Origin of the sequence: Nocardioides fonticola, assembly GCF_039536805.1 — a bacterium.
GTDB lineage: Bacteria > Actinomycetota > Actinomycetes > Propionibacteriales > Nocardioidaceae > Nocardioides > Nocardioides fonticola.
Map to the genome: position 1 here is coordinate 35,677 of NZ_BAAAZH010000033.1, position 18,876 is coordinate 54,552.

Consider the following 18,876-nt stretch of genomic DNA (forward strand, 5'->3'; position numbering starts at 1 on the left):
GCGGTCAGCCTTCCACAGGGGGTGTAGCGACCCGGACGGCGACGGGCCCGGCGACCGCCACGATCGGCTGTGCCGCCGGGATGCCGGAGCCGTCGCGGCGTCCGGTCGGCTCGGGCAGCGGCACGGGAGCGCCGCTGGCAGCGGCCGCCCGGGCCGGCGCCGGGCCGACCCAGGCCAGGACGAGGGTGTCCTCGCCCTTGAGGAAGCGGTGGCAGCGCACGCCGCCGGTGGCGCGACCCTTGCCGGGGTACTCCGAGAACGGGGCGACCTTCACCGCACCGGGCTCGGTGCCGGGCAGGGCGGTGGAGGAGCCGGAGGCGGTCACGACGACCACGCCCTCGGGGGCGTCGGGGGCGACGGCGCCGAACCAGCGCACCTTCTCCCCGGCGGCGACCCGGATGCCCGCGATGCCGCCGCCCGAGCGGCCCTGGGGGCGCACGGCGTCGGCGCCGAAGTGCAGCAGCTGGGCGTCGGTGGTGACGAAGCACAGCAGCTCGGAGCCGGTGGTCAGCTCGACCGCGCCGACGACCTCGTCGCCGTCGGCCAGGCGGATGACCTCCCAGTCGTCGCGACCGAGCACCTCGGGATTGACCCGCTTGACCACGCCCTGCGCGGTGCCGAGCGCGAGCCCGGGACCCTCGGTGGGCAGCGCGGAGAGCGCCAGCGCCCGCTCGCCGGCGTCGAGCGAGAGCAGCTCGGAGAGCGGCAGGCCGCCTTGGAGGTTGGGGTCGTTGGCCGAGGCGGGCAGGGCCGGCAGGTCGAGCACGGAGAGCTTGACGACGCGTCCGCGGTTGGTGACCACGCCGATCTCGCCGCGAGCGGTGGTGCGCACGACCGAGACGACCACGTCGTGGTTGGCGCGGTCGCCGCCCGAGCCCGGGGCCTCGTCGCTGCTGGAGCGGGCCAGCAGCCCGCTGGAGGAGAGGAAGGCGAAGCAGGGGTCGTCGGCGACCTCCAGGGCCTGGGCTGTGGCGGCCACCGCCGTGCCGGCCGACTCCAGCAGCACCGTGCGCCGCGGGGTGCCGAAGGTCTTCGCGACCTCGGCGAGCTCGTCTGCGACCACCTCGCGCAGCCTGTTCTCGTCGCTGAGGATGGCGTCGAGCTCCTCGATCTCGCGGCGCAGGGTCTCCTGCTCCTTCTCCAGCTCGATGCGGCTGAAGCGGGTGAGGCGGCGCAGCTGCATCTCGAGGATGTACTCGGCCTGCGGCTGGGAGAGGTCGAAGACCCCCATCAGGCGCTCGCGGGCCGCGCCGGAGTCGTCGCTGGAGCGGATGACCGCGATGACCTCGTCGATGTCGAGGAGCGCGATGAGCAGGCCGTCGACGAGGTGCAGCCGCTCGGCCTTGCGGTCGCGGCGGTACTGCGAGCGCCGGCGGACGACGTCGTAGCGGTGGGCGAGGAAGACCTCGAGCATCTCCTTGAGGCTCAGCGTGCGCGGCTGGCCCTCGACGAGCGCGACGGCGTTGATGCCGAAGGAGTCCTCCATCGGCGTCTGCTTGTAGAGCTGCTCGAGCAGCGCCTCGGGCACGAAGCCGTTCTTCACCTCGATGACCAGGCGCAGGCCGTTCTCGCGGTCGGTGAGGTCCTTGAGGTCGGCGATGCCCTGGAGCTTCTTGGACTGCACGAGGGTCTTGATGCGCTCGACGACCTTCTCGGTGCCGACGCCGTAGGGCAGCTCGGTGACCACGATCGCCTTGCGGCGTCCGAGCGTCTCGACGCGGGCGGTGGCGCGCATGCGGAAGCTGCCGCGGCCGGTCTCGTAGGCCTCGCGGATGCCGTCGAGGCCCACGATCTTGCCGCCGGTGGGCAGGTCGGGCCCCGGGATGAAGCGCATCAGGCCGTCGACGTCGGTGTTCGGGTGCTTGATGAGGTGGCGCAGCGCCTGCACGACCTCGACCAGGTTGTGCGGGGCGCAGTTGGTGGCCATGCCGACCGCGATGCCCGTGGTGCCGTTGACCACGAGGTTCGGGATGGCCGCGGGCAGCACCGACGGCTCCTCCTCGCGACCGTCGTAGTTGGGCCGGAAGTCGACGGTGTTCTCGTCGATGCCGGCCGTCATCGCCACCGCGGCCGGGGCCATGCGGCACTCGGTGTAGCGCATCGCGGCCGGCGGGTCGTCGGGGGAGCCGAAGTTGCCGTGGCCGTCGACCATCGTGACCCGCATCGACCACGGCTGGGCCAGGCGCACGAGGGCGTCGTAGATGGCGCCGTCGCCGTGGGGGTGCAGGCGGCCCATGACCTCGCCGACGACGCGGGCCGACTTCACGTGCCCGCGGTCGGGGCGCAGGCCCATGTCGTTCATCGTGTAGAGGATGCGGCGCTGCACCGGCTTGAGGCCGTCGCGCGCGTCGGGCAGCGCACGGGAGTAGATGACCGAGTAGGCGTACTCCAGGAAGGACGACCGCATCTCGTCGCCCACGTCGATGTCGAGGATGTGCTCCTCGAAGTCGTCGTCGATCGGAGGGGGAGTGCGGCGTGCCATGGCGGCATTGTGTCGCGAGCCGCCGACGAACCCGCAGGGGGCACGCCGTATAGATTCGCCCCGTGGACTCCACGGTGCAGCCGACCCCGCCCGACGCCCCGACGCCGCCGCGTCACTGGGAGGCCGACGTGCTGCTCCGCGACGGCGGCACCGCCCACATCCGTCCGATCACCCCGGACGACGCCGAGCTGCTCGTCGAGTTCTACGCCCGGGTCTCCGACACCTCGAAGTACTACCGGTTCTTCTCGCCGATGCCCGAGCTGTCCGACCGCGACGTGCGGCGCTTCACCACCGTCGACCACCACGACCGCGTCGCGCTGGTGCTGACCCTCCAGGGGCAGATGATCGCGGTCGGCCGCTACGACGTCGTCCGGCCCGGCGAGGCCGAGGTCGCCTTCCTCGTCGAGGACAAGCACCAGGGCCGCGGCATCGGCCAGCTGCTGCTGGAGCACCTGGCCCAGGCCGCCCGCGAGCGCGGCCTCGACCGGTTCATGGCCGAGGTGCTGCCCGACAACGTGCGGATGATCCAGACCTTCCGCGACGCCGGCTACCGCGTGGCCAGCGAGTACGAGGACGGCGTCCTGGTGCTCGAGTTCCCGATCACGCCCACCGACACCGCCATCGGCGTCATGCAGGACCGCGAGCACCGCGCCGAGGCGGCGTCCATCGAACGCTTCTTCAACCCGCGCAGCGTCGCGGTCATCGGCGCCTCGCGGCGCTCCGACACCATCGGCCAGACGCTGGTGCGCAACCTGGTCACCGGCGACTACACCGGCCGCGTCTACGCCGTGAACCCCTCGGCGCGCGCGGTCTCCGGGCTGCCGACCTACAGCTCGGTCAGCGAGATCCCCGACGAGGTCGACGTCGCGATCGTCGCCGTGCCCGCCGAGGCGGTGCAGGACGTCGTCCTCGACTGCGCGGCCAAGGGCGTGCACGGCCTGGTCGTCATCTCCTCCGGCTTCGCCGAGACCGGCGAGGAGGGCCGCCAGCGCCAGCGCCGCCTGGTCGGCCTGAGCCGCTCCTACGGCCTGCGGCTGATCGGTCCCAACTGCCTGGGCGTCATCAACACCGACCCCGCCGTCTCGATCAACGCCTCGCTCTCCTCGGTGATGCCGCCGCGCGGTCGCGCCGGGTTCTTCTGCCAGTCCGGTGCGCTCGGCTCGGCGATCCTGGAGAAGGTGCAGAACCGCGGCCTGGGCCTCTCGACCTTCGTCAGCGCCGGCAACCGCGCCGACGTCTCCGGCAACGACCTGCTGCAGTACTGGGAGGAGGACGACTCCACCGAGGTCGTGCTGCTCTACCTGGAGTCGATCGGCAACCCCCGCAAGTTCTCCCGCATCGCCCGCCGGGTCTCCCAGCGCAAGCCGATCATCGCCGTGCGCTCCGGCCGCACCACCCAGGGTGTGCCGATGGGCCACGCGGTGCGGCGCATCGCCGCCCCGCCGCAGGCCGTCGACGCGATGTTCCGCCAGGCCGGCATCATCCAGGTCGACACCCTGGAGGAGATGTTCGACGTGGCCCAGCTGGTGGCCCACCAGCCGCTGCCGCGCGGACGCCGGGTGGCCATCGTCGGCAACTCCGACGCCCTCGGCCTGCTGGCCGCCGACGCCGCTGCCGCCGTCGGGCTGGTCGTCAACCGCTCCGTCGCGCTCGGCGCCGACGCCACCGCCGAGGACTTCGAGGACGCCCTCGACGCCGCCATCGACTCACCCGACGTCGACTCCGTGGTGGCGGTCTACATCCCGCCCCTCAACGTCTCGGGCGAGGAGGTCGCCAACGTGCTCGCCGCGATCGGCGAGCAGTCCGACAAGCCGCTGGTCTCCACCTTCCTCGGGGTCGAGGGCGTTCCGGAGCTGCTGCGCGTGCCCGACGTCGCCGGCTCGACCGCCGGTCGCGGCTCGGTGCCGTCCTACCCGGCGGTCGAGGCCGCCGTCCGGGCGCTCGCGCGGGTCGTCGAGTACGCCGTGTGGCTGCGCACCCCCGACCCAGCCGACCTCGAGGAGGCCGAGGCCGACGAGGCCGCCGCCCGCGCGGTCATCTCCGACCTGCTCGCGCGCCACCCCGAGGGCGCCGAGATCCCGCACGACGAGCTCACCGCGCTGCTGAAGGCCTACGCCATCGACCTGTGGCCGACCTACCCGGTCACCGAGCTCGACGAGGCCGTCGCGGCCGCCGAGTCGCTCGGCTGGGACGTCGTCCTCAAGGCCACCGCCGAGCACCTGCGCGAGCGGCCCGACCTGGCCCACGTGTGGCGCAACATCGACGGCCCCGGGGCGATGAGCGATGCCTGGGGCGCGCTGCACGAGCTGGTCGGCGACCCCGAGCGCGCCGGCTTCGTGGTGCAGAAGAACGCCCCGCCGGGCGTGCCGATCACGATCCGCAGCATGGAGGACCCCCTCTTCGGGCCGGTCGTCAGCTTCGGCATCTCCGGCCCGGTCATCGAGCTGCTCGCCGACAAGGCCTACCGCATCCCGCCTTTGGGCCCGCGCGACGCCGCCGCGATGGTGCGCGAGATCAAGTCGGCGCCGATGCTCTTCGGCTACCGCGGCAGCGACGTCGTCGACGTCGCCGAGGTCGAGCGGCTCATCCTGCGCGTCGCCCAGCTCCAGAACGACCTGCCGCAGGTCAGCCAGCTCGAGCTCGGGCTGGTGCTCGCCGGTGCCGACGGCTCCAGCGTGCTCACCGCCACCGGCCGGGTCGACGCCGTCGCCGACGCCCGCTCGGACTGGTTCGTGCGCCGCATGCCGACGCCGGTGGGCGACACCCTGCCGACCTGAGCGGCGGGCCTGACAGACTCACCCCCATGCGTGCCAGCATCGACCGCGCCACCTCCGACGACCGCGACCGCAGCCGGGAGCTGCGATCGAGCATCGACCGCACCGGCTACTACCCCGAGGTCGTCGGGGACGCCGTCGAGTCGGCCGTCGCGGGCGAGGCCGTGGTCTCCTTCTTCGTCCAGCACGAGCCGACCTTCGAGCACGACGAGGTGCGCCGCCACCTGAGCGTCGTCGTCCTCACCCCGACCCGACTCGTGCTCACCCACACCGACGAGCACCCGGGCGACGACCTGCTGCCCGAGCCGTACACCTCCACCTCCACCGAGGCCATCCGGCTCTCGGCGGTGAAATCGGTGGTCGTGACCCGCATGGTCACCAATCCGACGAAGGGCCCGAGCCGCCCGGCCGAGGTCAACCTCACCGTTGGCTGGGGCGGGGTCAGCCGCCTCGACCTCGAGCCCGCGGGCTGCGCCGACCCCGACTGCGACGCCGACCACGGCTACACCGGCGTGCTGGCCTCCGACGACTTCACCCTGCGGGTCTCGGCCGCCGCCGACGGCCACGACGCCGTCGCCGGGGTGCTCGCGTTCGCCGAGGCCCTCTCGGCGCGCACCCACCTCGCGTGACGACGTGACCGATCTCGACCTTCCGGGGTTCCTCGGTCCCGGCTACGGCGCGCACTCGCTCGGCGACGTCGTCCCGGCGGTGGCCGCCGCCCTCGGGACGCCGCTCGGCGACGCGCCCACGGGGCTGAGCCTGCCGCCGGCGCCGTCGTACGTGGTCTTCCTCGTCGACGGCCTCGGCGCCCGCCTGCTCGACCGCTATGCGCACGCGGCGCCGTACCTCTCCTCATTGCGCCGGCTCGCCCCCGCCACCGCCGGCATCCCCTCGACGACGGCCACGAGCCTGACGTCGTTCGGCACCGCGCTGCCGCCGGGCACCCATGGCGTCGTCGGCTTCAGCTCGCGGATACCCGGCACCGAACGGCTGCTGCTCACGCTGCAGTGGGACAAGGGCGTCGACCCGCTCGAGTGGCAGCCGCACCCCACCGCCTTCGACCGGCTACGCGCCCTCGGGGTGGCCGTCACGGTGGTCAACAAGCGCGAGTTCGCCGGCAGCGGACTCACCGTCGCCGCCCACCGCGGCGCCGAGTTCGTGGGTGCCGACAAGGTCGGCGAGCGGATCGCCGCCGCCGTCACGGCGACCGGCACGACGCCGTCCCTCACCTACCTCTACGACGGCGACCTCGACTGGACCGGACACCGCTACGGCGTCTCCTCCAGCCAGTGGCTCCAACAGCTCGCGATGATCGACGCCGAGGCCGAGCAGCTGCGCGAGGCGCTGCCACCGCAGACCCGGCTGGTCGTCGTCGCCGACCACGGCATGGTCGACAGCCCCACCGAGGCCCGCACCGACATCGACGCCGTCCACGAGCTGCGCGACGGGCTCGCCCTCTTCGGCGGCGAGGCCCGCTTCCGGCAGCTCTACTGCCAGCGCGGGGCGATCGACGACGTCGTGACCACCTGGCGCACGGTGCTGGGGGAGCGGGCCACCGTGCTCACCCGCGACGAGGCGATCGACCTCGGCTGGTTCGGTGCGGTGGCGCCGTCCGTGCGACCGCGCATCGGCGACGTGCTCGTGGCCAGCCACGGCGACCACGCCGTCGTCTCCACCGTCGACTGGGCCTACGAGGCCGGCCTGGTCGGCCTGCACGGCTCGATGACGCCCGAGGAGATGCTCATCCCGGTGCTGGTCGACTGAGGCTCCCAGGTGTCGGGATCGTTCCATCACGGTCCACCCGCACGACGACGGAGGTCCACCCGCGCTGCCTAGCGTCGCGCGGGTGACCCGACCCCGCCTGCTCCCCACCGCCCTCTGCCTCGCCGGTCTGGCCGGCCTCGTCCCCTGCTCGCTCCTGGCGCCCGACGGCGCCACCGCCTCGACCAGCGCCTCGACCACCGCCTCGACCGCGGCCCGGACCGCCGAGATCCGGGCCTCGGCGCAGACGCGGGCCTTCGTCGACGACGCCAGCGGCACCCCCGCGAACGCCGACGCCGACGACCCCGCCATCTGGGTCGATCGGCGCCACCCCGAGCGCAGCGTCGTCCTCGGCACGCTCAAGGAGGGCGGCCTGGCCGCCTTCGACCTGCGCGCCCGCACGCTGCAACTCGTCGCCGCCCCCGCGGCGCCCACCGAGGACGCCGCCCCGGGACGCTTCAACAACGTCGACGTCGTCGGCGACCTCGCGATCGTCAGCGACCGCGGCCGCGACCGCATCCGGGTCTTCCGGATCGACCCCCGCGGGTCGCGGGCCGGCGATCAGGTGCTGACCGAGGTGACCGCCCCCGATGCGGCCCCGGTGTTCTCCGCTGACGAGGCGGCGGTCGACGACCAGCGCACCGCCTACGGGCTGGCCGCCGCCCGCGACCCGCGCTCCGGCGTCCGCTGGGTCGCGGTGACCCAGCGCCACGAGGCGCGCATCGCGCTCCTCGCCCTCACCGGAGCCGGGTCCGACAGCGTCGGCACGCGGAGCCTCGACACCCTCGAGCTGCCCTCGGCCTTCGACCTGCCCGACGGCACGCAGTGGAGCCCGTGCGAGGACCCGGGCGAGGACCCGCAGCTCGAGGGATCGGTGATCGACGCCGAGCGTCGCGTGCTCTTCACCGCGCAGGAGGACGTCGGCATCTGGCGCATCCCCCTGACCGACACCGGCTTCGGCACGCCCCGCCTCATCGAGAAGGTCACCTCGTTCGGGGTGCCCGCCACCTACGACGAGACCGCCGAGGAGTGCGTCGCCGACGGCACCGACCCCGGGTACGGCGGGCGCTGGCTCGTGGCGGACGCCGAGGGCCTGGCGCTGGCCGGTCGCACCCTGTTCGCCTCCAGTCAGGGCGACTCGCGCTTCGTGCTGTTCGGCGCCGACCGGACCCGCGACCTGCGGATCGTCGCCGGTGGCGGCCTGGACTCGGTGGAGCACTCCGACGGCTCGGCCATCACCCCCGCCGACCTCGGACCCCGCTTCCCCCAGGGCCTCCTCGTCGTCCACGACGGTGAGCGCGCGCCCGCGGCCACCGACGAGCAGGGCGAGGAGTTGGCCACCACCGGCTTCGCGTTCGTGCCGCTCCAGCGGGTGCTGCGGGTACTGCGCTAGCCGAACTCGCCGAGCTAGCCGAACGGCAGCGGCTCGGGCGCCAGGCTGACGGCCTTCGCCCGGGCCGCGGTGAGCCGACGGCGATGGTGCTGGCGGCAGAGCACCTCGTAGGCGACATCGGTCTCGGCCTCCGAGGCGGGGAGCTTCGGCTGGCCGGGGTCGTCGGTGCCCTCGACGTCGCCGACCACGATCACGTCGCCCTCGGTGACCATGACGCCGTTCTCGGTGCGCGCGTTGTGGGTGGCGCGCTTGCCGCACCAGCACAGCGCCTCGACCTGGAGGGTGTGCATGCGGTCGGCCAGCTCGACCAGCCGCGCGGAGCCCGGGAAGAGCTGGGTACGGAAGTCGGTGAGGATGCCGAAGGCGAAGACGTCGATCTGGAGCTCGTCGACGATCTTGGCGAGATCGTCGATCTGGGCGGCGGTGTAGAACTGCGCCTCGTCGCAGATGAGGTAGTCGACGCGCTGACCGCGGGTGAGCAGGTCGACCACGTGCCGCCAGAAGGCGAAGTCGCCGTCGACCTCGCGGGCCTCGTGCGTGAGTCCGAGTCGGCTGGACAGCAGGCCCTTCCCGGCACGGTCGCGGGTGACGAAGATCTGCCCCACCCGACCGCGGGCGGCGTGGTTGTGGTTGGTCTGCAGGGCCAGGGTGCTCTTGCCCGAGTCCATCGTGCCCGTGAAGAAGTGCAGTTCCGCCACGGGGCGTGATCCTGTCACGGACCGCTGACGATCGGCGCGGCAGGATGGGCCCATGACCGGACCGCTCGTCTCCGTCGCCGACCTCCGCGCCCTGCTCGCGGGGCCGGCCGACGCCGTCCCGACCGTGCTCGACGTGCGCTACCGCCTGGGCGGACCGCCCGGCGAGCGGGAGTACGCGCTGGGGCACGTGCCGGGCGCCGTCTACGTCGACCTCGACACCGCGCTGGCCGCGCCGCCGGGGGAGGGCGGGCGGCACCCGCTGCCCGATGCGGGCGTCTTCGAGGCCGCGATGCGGGCCGCCGGGGTGCGCGACGGGCACCCGGTCGTGGTCTACGACGACTGGTCGGGCCACGCCGCGGCCCGTGCCTGGTGGCTCCTGCGCTTCCACGGCCACACCGACGTGCGGGTGCTCGACGGTGGCTGGGGCGCCTGGACGGCGTCCGGGGGCGCCCGGCAGGCGGTCGCCCCGACCCCCGTGCCCGGCGACTTCACCGCCCGGCCCGGCGCGATGCCCGCGGTCGAGGCGGACGGCGTCCTGGAGGTGCCGGTGATCGTCGATGCCCGCGCCCCCGAGCGCTACCGCGGCGAGGTCGAACCGGTCGACCCCGTGGCCGGGCGCATCCCCGGGGCCGTCAACGTGCCCACGAGCACCAACCTGCGCGCCGACGGCACCTTCCGCGGCGCCGAGGAGCTGCGTGCCCTCTACGCCGCCGCCGGCGTCACCGGCGAGGACGACGTCGTCGTCTACTGCGGGTCGGGCGTCACCGCCGCCCACGACGTGCTGGCCCTCGAGGTCGCCGGCATCGGCGCCGCCCTCTACCCCGGCAGTTGGAGCGGCTGGATCACCGATCCGGAGCGGCCGGTGGAGCGGGGGTAGAGCGCCTGTTCCCGATCACCAGTGCACGCCCTTGAACACCCGGGCGAGCATGATCTGCTCGGACTCCCGGGCACCGCCCTCGGCGGTCGCGCCCTTGGCGGCGGCGGAGTCCGGGAAGACGTGGTAGGCCATGTTGAGCACCCGGAAGGCGAGCTTGGGGGCGACGGTGTGCGCGATGGCGCCGGCGTTGCCGAGCATCGTGTTGATCTCGTGGGGCCGGTCGACCATCGCCTTGATGAGCAGGTCGGCGGCCTGGGCCGGGCTGATCGTGGGGAACTTGTCGTAGATCTTGGTAGGCGCGATCATCGGCGTCCGCACGAGCGGCATGTGGATGCCGGTGAAGGTGATGCCCTCGCCGATCAGCTCCGAGGAGACGACGTTGCTCCAGGCGTCGAGGGCGGCCTTGGAGGCGATGTAGGCCGAGAACCGCGGCGGGTTGGTCTGGACGCCGATCGAGCTGACGTTGACCACGTGGCCGCCACCGCTCGCCCGCATCGCCGGGATGAGCCCGATGACGAGCCGGATCGCGCCGAAGTAGTTGAGCTGCATCGTGCGCTCGAAGTCGTGGAAGCGGTCGTGGGAGAGCTTGAGCGATCGACGGATCGACCGGCCGGCGTTGTTGACCACGAAGTCGACCGAGGGCAGGTCGGCGGTGAGCTGCTCGCACAGGGCGTCGATGGCCTCGAGGTCGGAGAGGTCGCAGGGGTACACCAGCGCCTTCCCGCCCCGCAGCTCGATGTCGGCGCGGGTCTCCTCCAGCTTGTCCTTGCCGCGCGCGACGAGCACCGGGATGCCGCCGGCCTGCGCGACCTTGAGCGCCGTCACCTGGCCGATGCCCGACGACGCACCCGTGATGACGACGTACTTGTCCTTCAGCGTGGCCCGCGCGTCGGCGTCGCGGCCGACGGAGTCGTCGAGGTACTCCTCCCAGTAGCCCCACAGGGTGCGCGCGTAGCTCTCCAGGTCGGGGACGCCGATCCCGGAGCCGGCCAGCGCCTTCTCGGTGGCGCGGGAGTCGAAGACGGCGGTGAAGGAGGTGTGCCCCAGCACCTCCGCCGGGACGCCGAAGCGCGAGGTCACCAGGTCGAGCGCCGACTGCACGCCGGGGTTCTTCAGCAGGCTGTTGAGCACGGTGAGCGGCCGCAGACGCCGGGGCACCAACGCCAGCGGCGCGGCGTAGCGGCGGTCGACGGGCGTGGCGAACCGGGGCGCTCCGGCGGCGCCGCAGAACGCGTTGATCATCTCCACGACCGGCTGCGGCTCGGGATTGACGAGGTGGAAGGCCTGCCCGTCGAGGTCGGGCACGTGCGCGAGGTGGTCCATCGCCTTGGCCACGTAGTCGACCGGGACGACGTTGGTGTCGCCGAGGTCGACCCCGACCAGCGGCAGCCACCCGGGCAGGCTGTCGCGCATCAGCTTCATGAGCGGGAAGAAGTAGTAGGGGCCGTCGACCTTGTCCATCGCCCCGGTCTCGGAGTGCCCCACGACGATCGCGGGCCGGTAGACCCGCCACGGCACCTCGGCCTCCTCGCGCACGATGCGCTCGGACTCGTACTTCGTGCGGTGGTAGGGCGAGGGGAGGTGCTGGCCCTCGGCGAACATGTCCTCGGTGAACCGGCCGGCGTACTCGCCGGCCGCCGCGACGGACGAGACCTGGTGGAAGCAGCCCGCGCCGAGCTCCTCGGCCAGCTCGAGCGCGTGCCGGGTGCCGCCGACGTTCATCGCCTCGTTGGTGGCGTCGTCGGCGGTCATGTCGTAGATCGCGGCGAGGTGGAAGAAGTGCTCGATCGAGCCGGCGTGCTCGGCCACCCAGTCGGGGTCGACGCCGAGGCCGGGGGAGGAGAGGTCGCCGACGACCGGGACGACGCGGTCGGAGCCCCAGCGGCGCAGCAGGGTCTGGATGCGGCCCAGCGACCCGGCCCGGACGAGCACGAAGATCTCGCCCTCGCGGTGGTCGACGAGCTCCTCGACGAGGTGACGTCCGATGAACCCTGTGGCGCCGGTCACGAAGTACGACATGGGCGGAGACTAGCCCGCCCGGGGCCGGGACATCAGCCCCTTCGCCGGACGGCCCGCGCCGCCGATACCGGCGGGGGTGTCACTCCCGCGCAGGGTCACTCCTGCTTGCCGCCGCCGAACATGATCTCGTCCCAGCTGGGCACCGAGGCGCGGCCGCGGCGGTTCTTGGCCGGACGGCGCACCGGCGTCGGCTCCTCGGCGGGCTCCTCGACGACCGGCTCGGACCGTTCCTGGACGACGTGCTCGGCAGCGGGCGCGGCCGGGGCCTCGGCCTGGGTCTCGGCAGCAGGCTCGGCCGGGGGCTCGGCGGCGGGCGCGGCCGGCTCCTCGATCCGCGGGGCGCTCGGGGCGTCGAGCAGGGTCTCGATCGGGTGGGAGTCGGCCTCCTCCAGCAGTCCCAGCGCGTCGTCGCCGAGCGGCAGCTCGTCATCGGAGGAGCGCGCGGTGGCGAGACGGCGCAGCCGGGCGTCCTCGAGGTCGTTGCGCGGCGCCGGGGCCTCCTCGAGCTGGTCGCCGATGAGCCAGCGGGCGTCGTCGTTCTCGACGACCACGAAGTTGCCGGGCAGGTCGAAGCCGAACTGGGCGGTGCCGGTGCGCTTGATGGTGGCGAAGCCGGCGGTGAGGGTCCAGCGGCCGTCCTCGCGACGCCAGGCGTCCCACTCGACCGAGTCGGGGGCGACCTGCTGGGCGCGCAGGTGGGCGGCGACGGCGTCGCCGAGCACCCGGGGCGCGCTCTGGGCCTCCGGCGAGCCCGGACGACGGCGCACCGAGGAACGCTGGGCGCGCTCGGCGACGTGCTGACGCTCGGCGAGCACGGGGCCGGCGTACGGCATGATCTTCTCGACGCTCGTCTGGGCGATGGCCGCGACCGCCTCCGGCGTCTCTCCGGCCCGGATGCGGGCCTGGATGTCGCGGGGTCGCAGGACGCTGTCCATCTCAATCTCCAACTGGCCGAGGCGTGAGGTCTCGCCGCGCAGGGCGGCGCGCAGCCGGTGGTCGACCGACAGGTGGTACTCGGTGCCGTGGTCGTCGACGAGCAGCAGGGCGCCGTCGGTGCTCCCGGCCAGGGTCAGGCGCACCGGGGCCACCTCCTGCACCGGTGCTGGTGTACCCGGGGGCAGGTTCCGGGCGGTCGACTCGTGTTCCACGGTGGGCCGAGCCTACGCCAGCCGGGCCCCGCATCCGCGCAGGCGAGGCGGGACGTCGTTAGGGTCGCGTCTGTGACGTCCGGCGAGCCCAGCGTGACCCTCGTGGTCCTCGACCTCGTGGGCATCGCGGTCTTCGCGATCTCCGGGGCGCTGGTCGCGGTGCGCAAGGAGCTCGACGTGTTCGGGGTGCTCGTGCTCGCGGGCGCCACCGGACTCGGCGGCGGCTTCCTGCGCGACGTCCTCATCGGCGCGACCCCACCCGCGGCACTCGCCGACTGGCGCTACCTGCTCGTGCCGGTGGCGGCCGGGCTGGCCACCTTCGTCTACCACCCGGCGTTCGGCCGGATGGAGCGGCTGGTCACGGTGTTCGACGCCGCGGGCCTCGCGCTCTTCTGCGTCGCCGGGGCGCTGAAGGCGGTCGACTACGGCCTCGGCCCGCTCCCCGCTGCGCTCATGGGCATGACCACCGGCATCGGCGGCGGCATCGTGCGCGACGTGCTGGCGGGCCGGGTGCCGGTGGTGTTCCGCGGCGAGCTCTACGCGATCCCCGCACTCGCCGGCGCCGGGGTCGCCGTCCTCGGCCTGCGGCTCGACCTGCCCACCCTGGCGGTGGCGGTCGGCGGGGCCGCGGTCTGCCTGGTCTGGCGGCTGCTCGCGGTCTGGCGAGGCTGGCAGGCCCCGATGCCCTCGGGGCCCGCCAGCGTGTAGGTCAGCGCCTGGTCAGCCGATCGGCGTGCCGACCGGCAGCTGGAGGCCGTCCGGGTCGGGCAGGGTCACCTCGGTCGAGCAGGCTCCCGGGCTGCCGCTGGTGACCGAGCAGCGCAGCAGCGCGTAGGGGCCCTCTCGCTTCTCGTCCGCGATGACGGCGACCGTGTCGTCGTCGAGCCAGCGGTAGACGGTGGAGAAGAAGGCGTAACGGCGCCCGACGTCGGGCGTCTCGTCGGCACCGTCGAGGGTCACGATGCGGATCGTGTCGGCGTCGGGGGCGAAGGCCGAGCCGTCGGGGGAGAGGACCCCGGTGCTCTCGAGCACCGCCGGGCCGTCGCCCGGCGGCCGGGCGAGGTCCCAGCTGGGCCCGGCCAGCAGCCCGTCCTCGTAGCGCGCGATCGTGCCACCCCGAGCGTCGACGAAGGTCTGGCCGCCGGGCAGGCGCCCCGCGAGCGCGACGACGCGCGGCTCCTCATCGGGCGCGGGGATGCTCACCTCGACCGGGCCCTCGGCCGTCACCAGGTAGGCCCGGCCCGCGTCGAGCGAGACGAGCGCGCTCTGCTCCGAGCGCTGGTCGTCGAGGTCGATCGTCAGCACCCGACCGGTGCCGCTCACGGTGTCGTGGAAGTGCACGACCGCGCGGCCGGCGTCCTGGGGAGCGGCCCACGCCAGCCACCGACCGTCGGTCGCGAGGCGGACGAAGGCGCCCGTCAGGGCGGGGCCCTCGGTCGAGAGGAGGGTGGCGGTGCCGGTGGAGCCGTCGATCAGGCGCACCCGGCCGTCGGTGCCGACGACGCCGAAACCGTCGCCGACCTCGACGTAGGTCGCGATGCCGCCGTCCGGCGTGATCGTGCGGTCGCCGACGTGCAGGACGCCGTCGAGGGCGTAGGAGAGCGGCCGGTCGCCGGGAGACACCGAGCCGGCGGGATCGACCGCCCGCGGCGCGTCCGGCGAGGTCAGCAGGGCGACGCTCCCGCCGATGAGGCCGGCGAGTGCGAGCCCGGCCACGGCGGTACCGGCCCGGCGACGACGGCGCAGCCGGGTGCCGGAGCGGACGACGGCGTCGAGGTCGACGGGTCGGAAGGACGGCGCGTCGGCGCGGCGTCGCAGCAGGTCGGGCAGGTCGGTCGGGGTCATCGGGTCACCGTCCGGAGGTCGGGAAGGGTCGGGTCGAGGCGGAGCTTGGCCAGCGCGGCTGCGGTCTGGCTCTTCACGGTGCCGACGGCGCAGCCGAGGATCTCGGCGGTCTGCGCCTCGGAGAGGTCCTCGTAGAAGCGGAGGACGAGGGCGGCTCGCTGGCGGGCGGGCAGACGGCGCAGGGCGTCGGCCAGGGCGCTGGCCTCGCTCACCTGCTCGCCGTGGTCGTCGAGGAGCCGGTCGGCCCGCTCGGCGGCCTGGGCGCTCGGCACCTCGCCGCGGAAGCCGCGACGTCGGAACCAGCTGATCGCGGTGGTCGTGATGGCGCGGCGCACGTAGGCCTCCGGGTTGCCCTGGGAGCGCACCTTCGACCAGCGGGCGTAGGTCTTGGCCAACGCCTCCTGGACGAGGTCCTCGGCCTGGCCGACATCGCCCACCACGAGGTAGGCGTAGCGGTGCAGGGCGTGCTGCCGGGTGGCGACGAACGTCGCGAAGTCGGCGTAGCCGCCGGTGGGATCCCGTTCCACGGGTCCTCCTGTCGTCGGGGTCTGCCCTTACGACGCGACGGGGGTGCGCGGAGGTTCGGCGGGAGCCGGGACGACGTCGCGCGGCAGGGTGAGCGCGGCGATCGCGGCGACGACCCCGGCGGTCAGCGAGACCAGATAGGCGGCGGAGGCTCCGTGGTGGTCGACGACGAACCCGCTGAGGGTGGCGCCCGGCGCGACACCGGCCACGACGCCGGTCTGCATAATCGCCATCCCCTCGGTCAGGCGGGAGGTCGGCACGCGACTCTCGGTGAGAGAGAGCGCGGCCACCATCGTCGGTGCGATCGCCACGCCGCCGAGCAGGAGCAGGAGCCCCATCAGCGGCAGGGAGTCGACGAAATAGAGCGGCACCATGGCCAGCGCCATGCCGGCCGCGCCGATCTGCACCCGCACCGTCGGGCCGCGACGCCAGGCGATGGTGCCGGTGACCACGCCGGCGGTGAGGCTGCCCAGGGCCCACAGGGCGAGGAGGCCGCCCGACCAGGCCCGATGGCCCTGCTCGTCGGCGAAGGCGACGGTGGTGACCTCGGCGGCGCCGAAGAGGATGCCGAGCGCGGCGAAGACGACCGCCAGCGGTCCGACCGTGCGCCAGGGCAGCGGCGGTCGGACGCCGTCGACGCTGGTACGGGCGTGGGCGGGCGGCTCGGTGGATCGCAGCGCGGCGAAGACGAGTCCGCCCGCCGTGCCGGCGATGATCGCGACCGCCAGGCCGAGCACCGGATGCACGGCGGTGGCGAGCACGGTGACGAGGATCGGGCCGAGGATGAACACCGCCTCGTCGGCCACCGACTCCAACGCGTAGGCGGTCTGCACGTCGGCCGGCGAGTCGAGCACGTGGCTCCACCGGGCCCGCACGCACGAGCCGATCTGCGGGAGGCTCGCTCCGCCGATCGCGGCCGCGACGTAGGTGACGATCAACGGCCAGTCGGCCTGCACGCTCACCACCAGCACGCTCATGGCCACACCGAAGGCGACGCTGGCGACCGACAGCACGCGCCCCTGACCGAGCCGGTCGAGCAGGCGGCCCTGGGCGATCGAGAGCACCGCGTTGGCGATCATGTAGGCGGCCGAGACCGCTCCGGCCACGCCGTAGGAGCCCTCCCGCGCCTGCACCAGCAGCACGACGCCCAGGCCGGTCATCGAGATCGGCAGCCGGGCGACCAGACCGGTCGCGCAGAAGGCCGCCGCTCCCGGGCGGCGGAGCACTCCCCGGTAGGACGCCAGCATGCCCCGAGGTTAGGAGGATCACCTGGCCTCCGGCGAATCGGTTCGCCTGCCTACGATGAAGGACATGACCGGCCCCGACGTGCGCCCCTACGACGCGCTGCTCCTCGTCTCGTTCGGAGGGCCCGAGAAGCCCGACGACGTCGTCCCCTTCCTGGAGAACGTGACCCGTGGTCGCGGGATCCCCCGAGAGCGTCTGGAGGAGGTCGGGGAGCACTACTTCCTCTTCGGAGGCCGCTCGCCGATCAACGACCAGAACCGCGAGTTCATCGAGGCGCTGCGCGCCGACTTCGACGCCGCGGGCATCGACCTGCCGATCTACTGGGGCAACCGCAACTGGGACCCCTACCTGGCCGACACGCTGACCCAGATGGCCGCTGACGGCATCACCCGCGCCGCCTGCTTCGTCACCAGCGCCTACTCCTCCTACTCCAGCTGCCGCCAGTACCGCGAGAACCTCTTCGACGCCACCGCGGCGGCCGCCGAGCGCGGAGCGACCGCACCGCAGCTGGACAAGCTGCGGCACTACTTCAACCACCCGGGCTTCGTCGACGCCAACGTCGACGCCGTCCTGGCCGCGCTCGCCGACCTGCCCGACGACGTCCGTGACGGCGCCCGGCTGCTGTTCGTCACCCACTCGGTGCCCACCGCGATGAACGACGCCAGCGGCGACCCGGCCGCGGGTGGCGGCGCCTACGTGCGCCAGCACCTCGACGTGTCGGGGGTGATCACCGACCGTGTCGCCGAGGCCACCGGCGTGCGTCACGAGCACGAGCTGGTGTTCTGCTCCCGCTCCGGCGCCCCGCACATCCCGTGGCTCGAGCCCGACGTCAACGACCGCATCGAGGAGCTCGTCGCCGCGGGCGACGCCCCGGCGGTCGTCGTCGTGCCGGTCGGGTTCGTCTCCGACCACATGGAGGTCATCTACGACCTCGACACCGAGGCCAAGGAGACCGCCGAGAAGCTCGGCCTGCCGTTCCGCCGGGCCGCGACCGCCGGTCTCGACCCCCGGTTCGTGGCCACCGTGCGCGACCTGCTGCTCGAACGGGCCGCTGCCGAGCGCGACGAGCAGCCCGCTCGCGCCGCCGTCGGTGCCACGGGCGTCATGTGGGACCGCTGCCCGGTGGGCTGCTGCGCCAACGCGCGCGGCGAGCGGCCGACCCTGTGCGGCTCGGACCCGGCGTGAGCCGGGAGCTCGCCGACCTCGCCCTCGACGTCGCCCGCGCCGCCGCCGACCTCATCACCGCCCAGCGGGCCGGCGGGGTCGCGGTCGCAGCCACCAAGACCAGCGACATCGACATCGTCACCGAGACCGACCGCGCCGCCGAACGCCTCATCCGCGAGCGGCTCGCGGCCGTCCGACCCGACGACGCCTTCCTCGGCGAGGAGGGCGACGACGTGCCGGGCACGAGCGGTGTGCGCTGGGTCATCGACCCCATCGACGGCACCGTCAACTTCCTCTACGGCCTGCCGCAGTACGCGGTCTCGATCGCGGCCGAGCAGGACGGCGAGGCGGTGGCCGGCGTCGTCCTCAACGCCGCGACGGGCGCGGCCTACCTCGGCTGGGTCGATGAGGAGGGGGCGCACGCCACTCGCGACGGCGTCCCGCTGACCGGGCCCGCGCCGCAGCCGCTGGACAAGATGCTCGTCGCGAGCGGTTTCAGCTACGACCGCGAGGTGCGGCTGCTCCAGGCCCAGGCGATGGTGCGGTTCCTCCCGCAGATCCGCGATCTGCGGCGCCTGGGTTCGTGCGCGCTCGACCTGTGCCACATCGCGGAGGGCGTGCTCGACGCCTACGTCGAGGAGGGTGTCAACCTCTGGGACCACGCGGCCGGCGGGCTGATCGCGCGCGCGGCCGGCGCGCGCACCGAGCTGTTCCCCGGAGCCGGTGGCCTGACCCTGCTCCTCGCAGCGCCCGCGGCGGTCTTCGAGGAGCTCCGCGCGGTCGTGCTGGCCTGCGGTTTCGTGGCCGGCGAAGGCCCGTGGGCGGAGCCGATCGAGCAGGTCTAGAGCGGGAATAGTCGCCCGTCACGAGATGTTCACGAGCCGCGCCACCAACCGGTGTGCGCGATCCGGCATCCATGGTGCACAATCTGGCGCCGACGACGGG

The 18,876-nt window shown here is 73.5% G+C and carries 15 protein-coding genes; 8 read left to right on the forward strand and 7 right to left on the reverse strand.

The genetic code is table 11. The annotated features are described in order from the left end of the window. Window positions 1-4 precede the first annotated feature (4 nt). On the reverse strand, window positions 5-2,482 hold the full coding sequence (locus ABD671_RS20535; protein ID WP_344735365.1) for a DNA gyrase/topoisomerase IV subunit A: 2,478 nt from the start codon (window positions 2,480-2,482) through the stop codon (window positions 5-7). 62 nt (window positions 2,483-2,544) lie between these two features. Between ABD671_RS20535 and ABD671_RS20540 the strand changes: the two genes are divergently transcribed. From ABD671_RS20540 to ABD671_RS20555, 4 genes are all read left to right on the forward strand, one after another. Continuing rightward, window positions 2,545-5,259 carry a bifunctional acetate--CoA ligase family protein/GNAT family N-acetyltransferase gene (locus ABD671_RS20540; protein ID WP_344735366.1) on the forward strand — a complete coding sequence of 905 codons (2,715 nt, stop codon included), beginning with the start codon at window positions 2,545-2,547 and terminating at the stop codon, window positions 5,257-5,259. Window positions 5,260-5,285: 26 nt separating this feature from the next. Beyond that, window positions 5,286-5,885, forward strand: coding sequence for a DUF5998 family protein (locus ABD671_RS20545; protein ID WP_344735367.1), 600 nt, complete (start codon window positions 5,286-5,288; stop codon window positions 5,883-5,885). Between the two features lie 4 nt (window positions 5,886-5,889). Then, window positions 5,890-7,020: an alkaline phosphatase family protein gene (locus ABD671_RS20550; RefSeq protein ID WP_344735368.1), complete on the forward strand. Its 1,131-nt coding sequence runs from the start codon at window positions 5,890-5,892 to the stop codon at window positions 7,018-7,020. Window positions 7,021-7,102: 82 nt separating this feature from the next. Then, a complete protein-coding gene (locus ABD671_RS20555; protein WP_344735369.1) occupies window positions 7,103-8,410 on the forward strand; it encodes a phytase in 1,308 nt (435 codons plus the stop codon). Window positions 8,411-8,424: 14 nt separating this feature from the next. On the opposite strand, the gene ABD671_RS20560 is transcribed toward ABD671_RS20555, so the two are convergent. Beyond that, on the reverse strand, window positions 8,425-9,108 hold the full coding sequence (locus tag ABD671_RS20560; RefSeq protein ID WP_344735370.1) for a thymidine kinase: 684 nt from the start codon (window positions 9,106-9,108) through the stop codon (window positions 8,425-8,427). 52 nt (window positions 9,109-9,160) lie between these two features. On the opposite strand from ABD671_RS20560, the gene ABD671_RS20565 reads away from it, so the two are divergent. Further along, window positions 9,161-9,985, forward strand: a complete 825-nt coding sequence (locus tag ABD671_RS20565; protein ID WP_344735371.1) for a sulfurtransferase — start codon at window positions 9,161-9,163, stop codon at window positions 9,983-9,985. A gap of 15 nt (window positions 9,986-10,000) precedes the next feature. Here the strand turns inward: ABD671_RS20565 and ABD671_RS20570 are convergent, their stop codons facing one another. Beyond that, window positions 10,001-12,004: an SDR family oxidoreductase gene (locus tag ABD671_RS20570; protein WP_344735372.1), complete on the reverse strand. Its 2,004-nt coding sequence runs from the start codon at window positions 12,002-12,004 to the stop codon at window positions 10,001-10,003. A 95-nt stretch (window positions 12,005-12,099) separates the two neighbouring features. Further along, window positions 12,100-13,101, reverse strand: coding sequence for a septation protein SepH (gene sepH, locus ABD671_RS20575; RefSeq protein WP_344735373.1), 1,002 nt, complete (start codon window positions 13,099-13,101; stop codon window positions 12,100-12,102). A 123-nt stretch (window positions 13,102-13,224) separates the two neighbouring features. Here sepH and ABD671_RS20580 point away from each other — a divergent pair, with 123 nt between their 5' ends. Beyond that, a complete protein-coding gene (locus ABD671_RS20580; protein ID WP_344735374.1) occupies window positions 13,225-13,860 on the forward strand; it encodes a trimeric intracellular cation channel family protein in 636 nt (211 codons plus the stop codon). Between the two features lie 12 nt (window positions 13,861-13,872). On the opposite strand, the gene ABD671_RS20585 is transcribed toward ABD671_RS20580, so the two are convergent. The 3 genes from ABD671_RS20585 to ABD671_RS20595 are packed head-to-tail and all read right to left on the reverse strand — an operon-like array spanning window position 13,873 to window position 16,769. Further along, window positions 13,873-14,997: a hypothetical protein gene (locus tag ABD671_RS20585; protein ID WP_344735375.1), complete on the reverse strand. Its 1,125-nt coding sequence runs from the start codon at window positions 14,995-14,997 to the stop codon at window positions 13,873-13,875. Then, window positions 14,994-15,524 (reverse strand): SigE family RNA polymerase sigma factor, encoded by a 531-nt coding sequence (locus tag ABD671_RS20590; protein ID WP_344735376.1) that lies wholly within the window; start codon window positions 15,522-15,524, stop codon window positions 14,994-14,996. Before ABD671_RS20590 ends, ABD671_RS20585 begins: the two co-directional genes overlap by 4 nt. A 27-nt stretch (window positions 15,525-15,551) precedes the next feature. Next, on the reverse strand, window positions 15,552-16,769 hold the full coding sequence (locus tag ABD671_RS20595) for an MFS transporter (RefSeq protein ID WP_344735377.1): 1,218 nt from the start codon (window positions 16,767-16,769) through the stop codon (window positions 15,552-15,554). Between the two features lie 64 nt (window positions 16,770-16,833). Between ABD671_RS20595 and ABD671_RS20600 the strand changes: the two genes are divergently transcribed. Together ABD671_RS20600 and ABD671_RS20605 are read left to right on the forward strand one after the other, a co-directional pair. Then, a complete protein-coding gene (locus tag ABD671_RS20600) occupies window positions 16,834-17,952 on the forward strand; it encodes a ferrochelatase (protein ID WP_344735378.1) in 1,119 nt (372 codons plus the stop codon). Further along, the gene (locus tag ABD671_RS20605; RefSeq protein ID WP_344735379.1) at window positions 17,949-18,776 is read left to right on the forward strand and encodes an inositol monophosphatase family protein; all 828 of its coding nucleotides are present in this window, start codon (window positions 17,949-17,951) and stop codon (window positions 18,774-18,776) included. Before ABD671_RS20600 ends, ABD671_RS20605 begins: the two co-directional genes overlap by 4 nt. The last annotated feature ends 100 nt before the right edge of the window (window positions 18,777-18,876 follow it).

What these genes read in the sequence shown, in the direction of transcription:
- ABD671_RS20535 (WP_344735365.1), bottom strand. Translation starts at nt 2,482, where the DNA reads ATGGCACGCCGCACTCCCCCTCCGATCGACGACGACTTCGAGGAGCAC.
- ABD671_RS20545 (WP_344735367.1), top strand. Translation starts at nt 5,286, where the DNA reads ATGCGTGCCAGCATCGACCGCGCCACCTCCGACGACCGCGACCGCAGC.
- ABD671_RS20565 (WP_344735371.1), top strand. Translation starts at nt 9,161, where the DNA reads ATGACCGGACCGCTCGTCTCCGTCGCCGACCTCCGCGCCCTGCTCGCG.
- ABD671_RS20570 (WP_344735372.1), bottom strand. Translation starts at nt 12,004, where the DNA reads ATGTCGTACTTCGTGACCGGCGCCACAGGGTTCATCGGACGTCACCTC.
- ABD671_RS20585 (WP_344735375.1), bottom strand. Translation starts at nt 14,997, where the DNA reads ATGACCCCGACCGACCTGCCCGACCTGCTGCGACGCCGCGCCGACGCG.
- ABD671_RS20595 (WP_344735377.1), bottom strand. Translation starts at nt 16,769, where the DNA reads ATGCTGGCGTCCTACCGGGGAGTGCTCCGCCGCCCGGGAGCGGCGGCC.
- ABD671_RS20600 (WP_344735378.1), top strand. Translation starts at nt 16,834, where the DNA reads ATGACCGGCCCCGACGTGCGCCCCTACGACGCGCTGCTCCTCGTCTCG.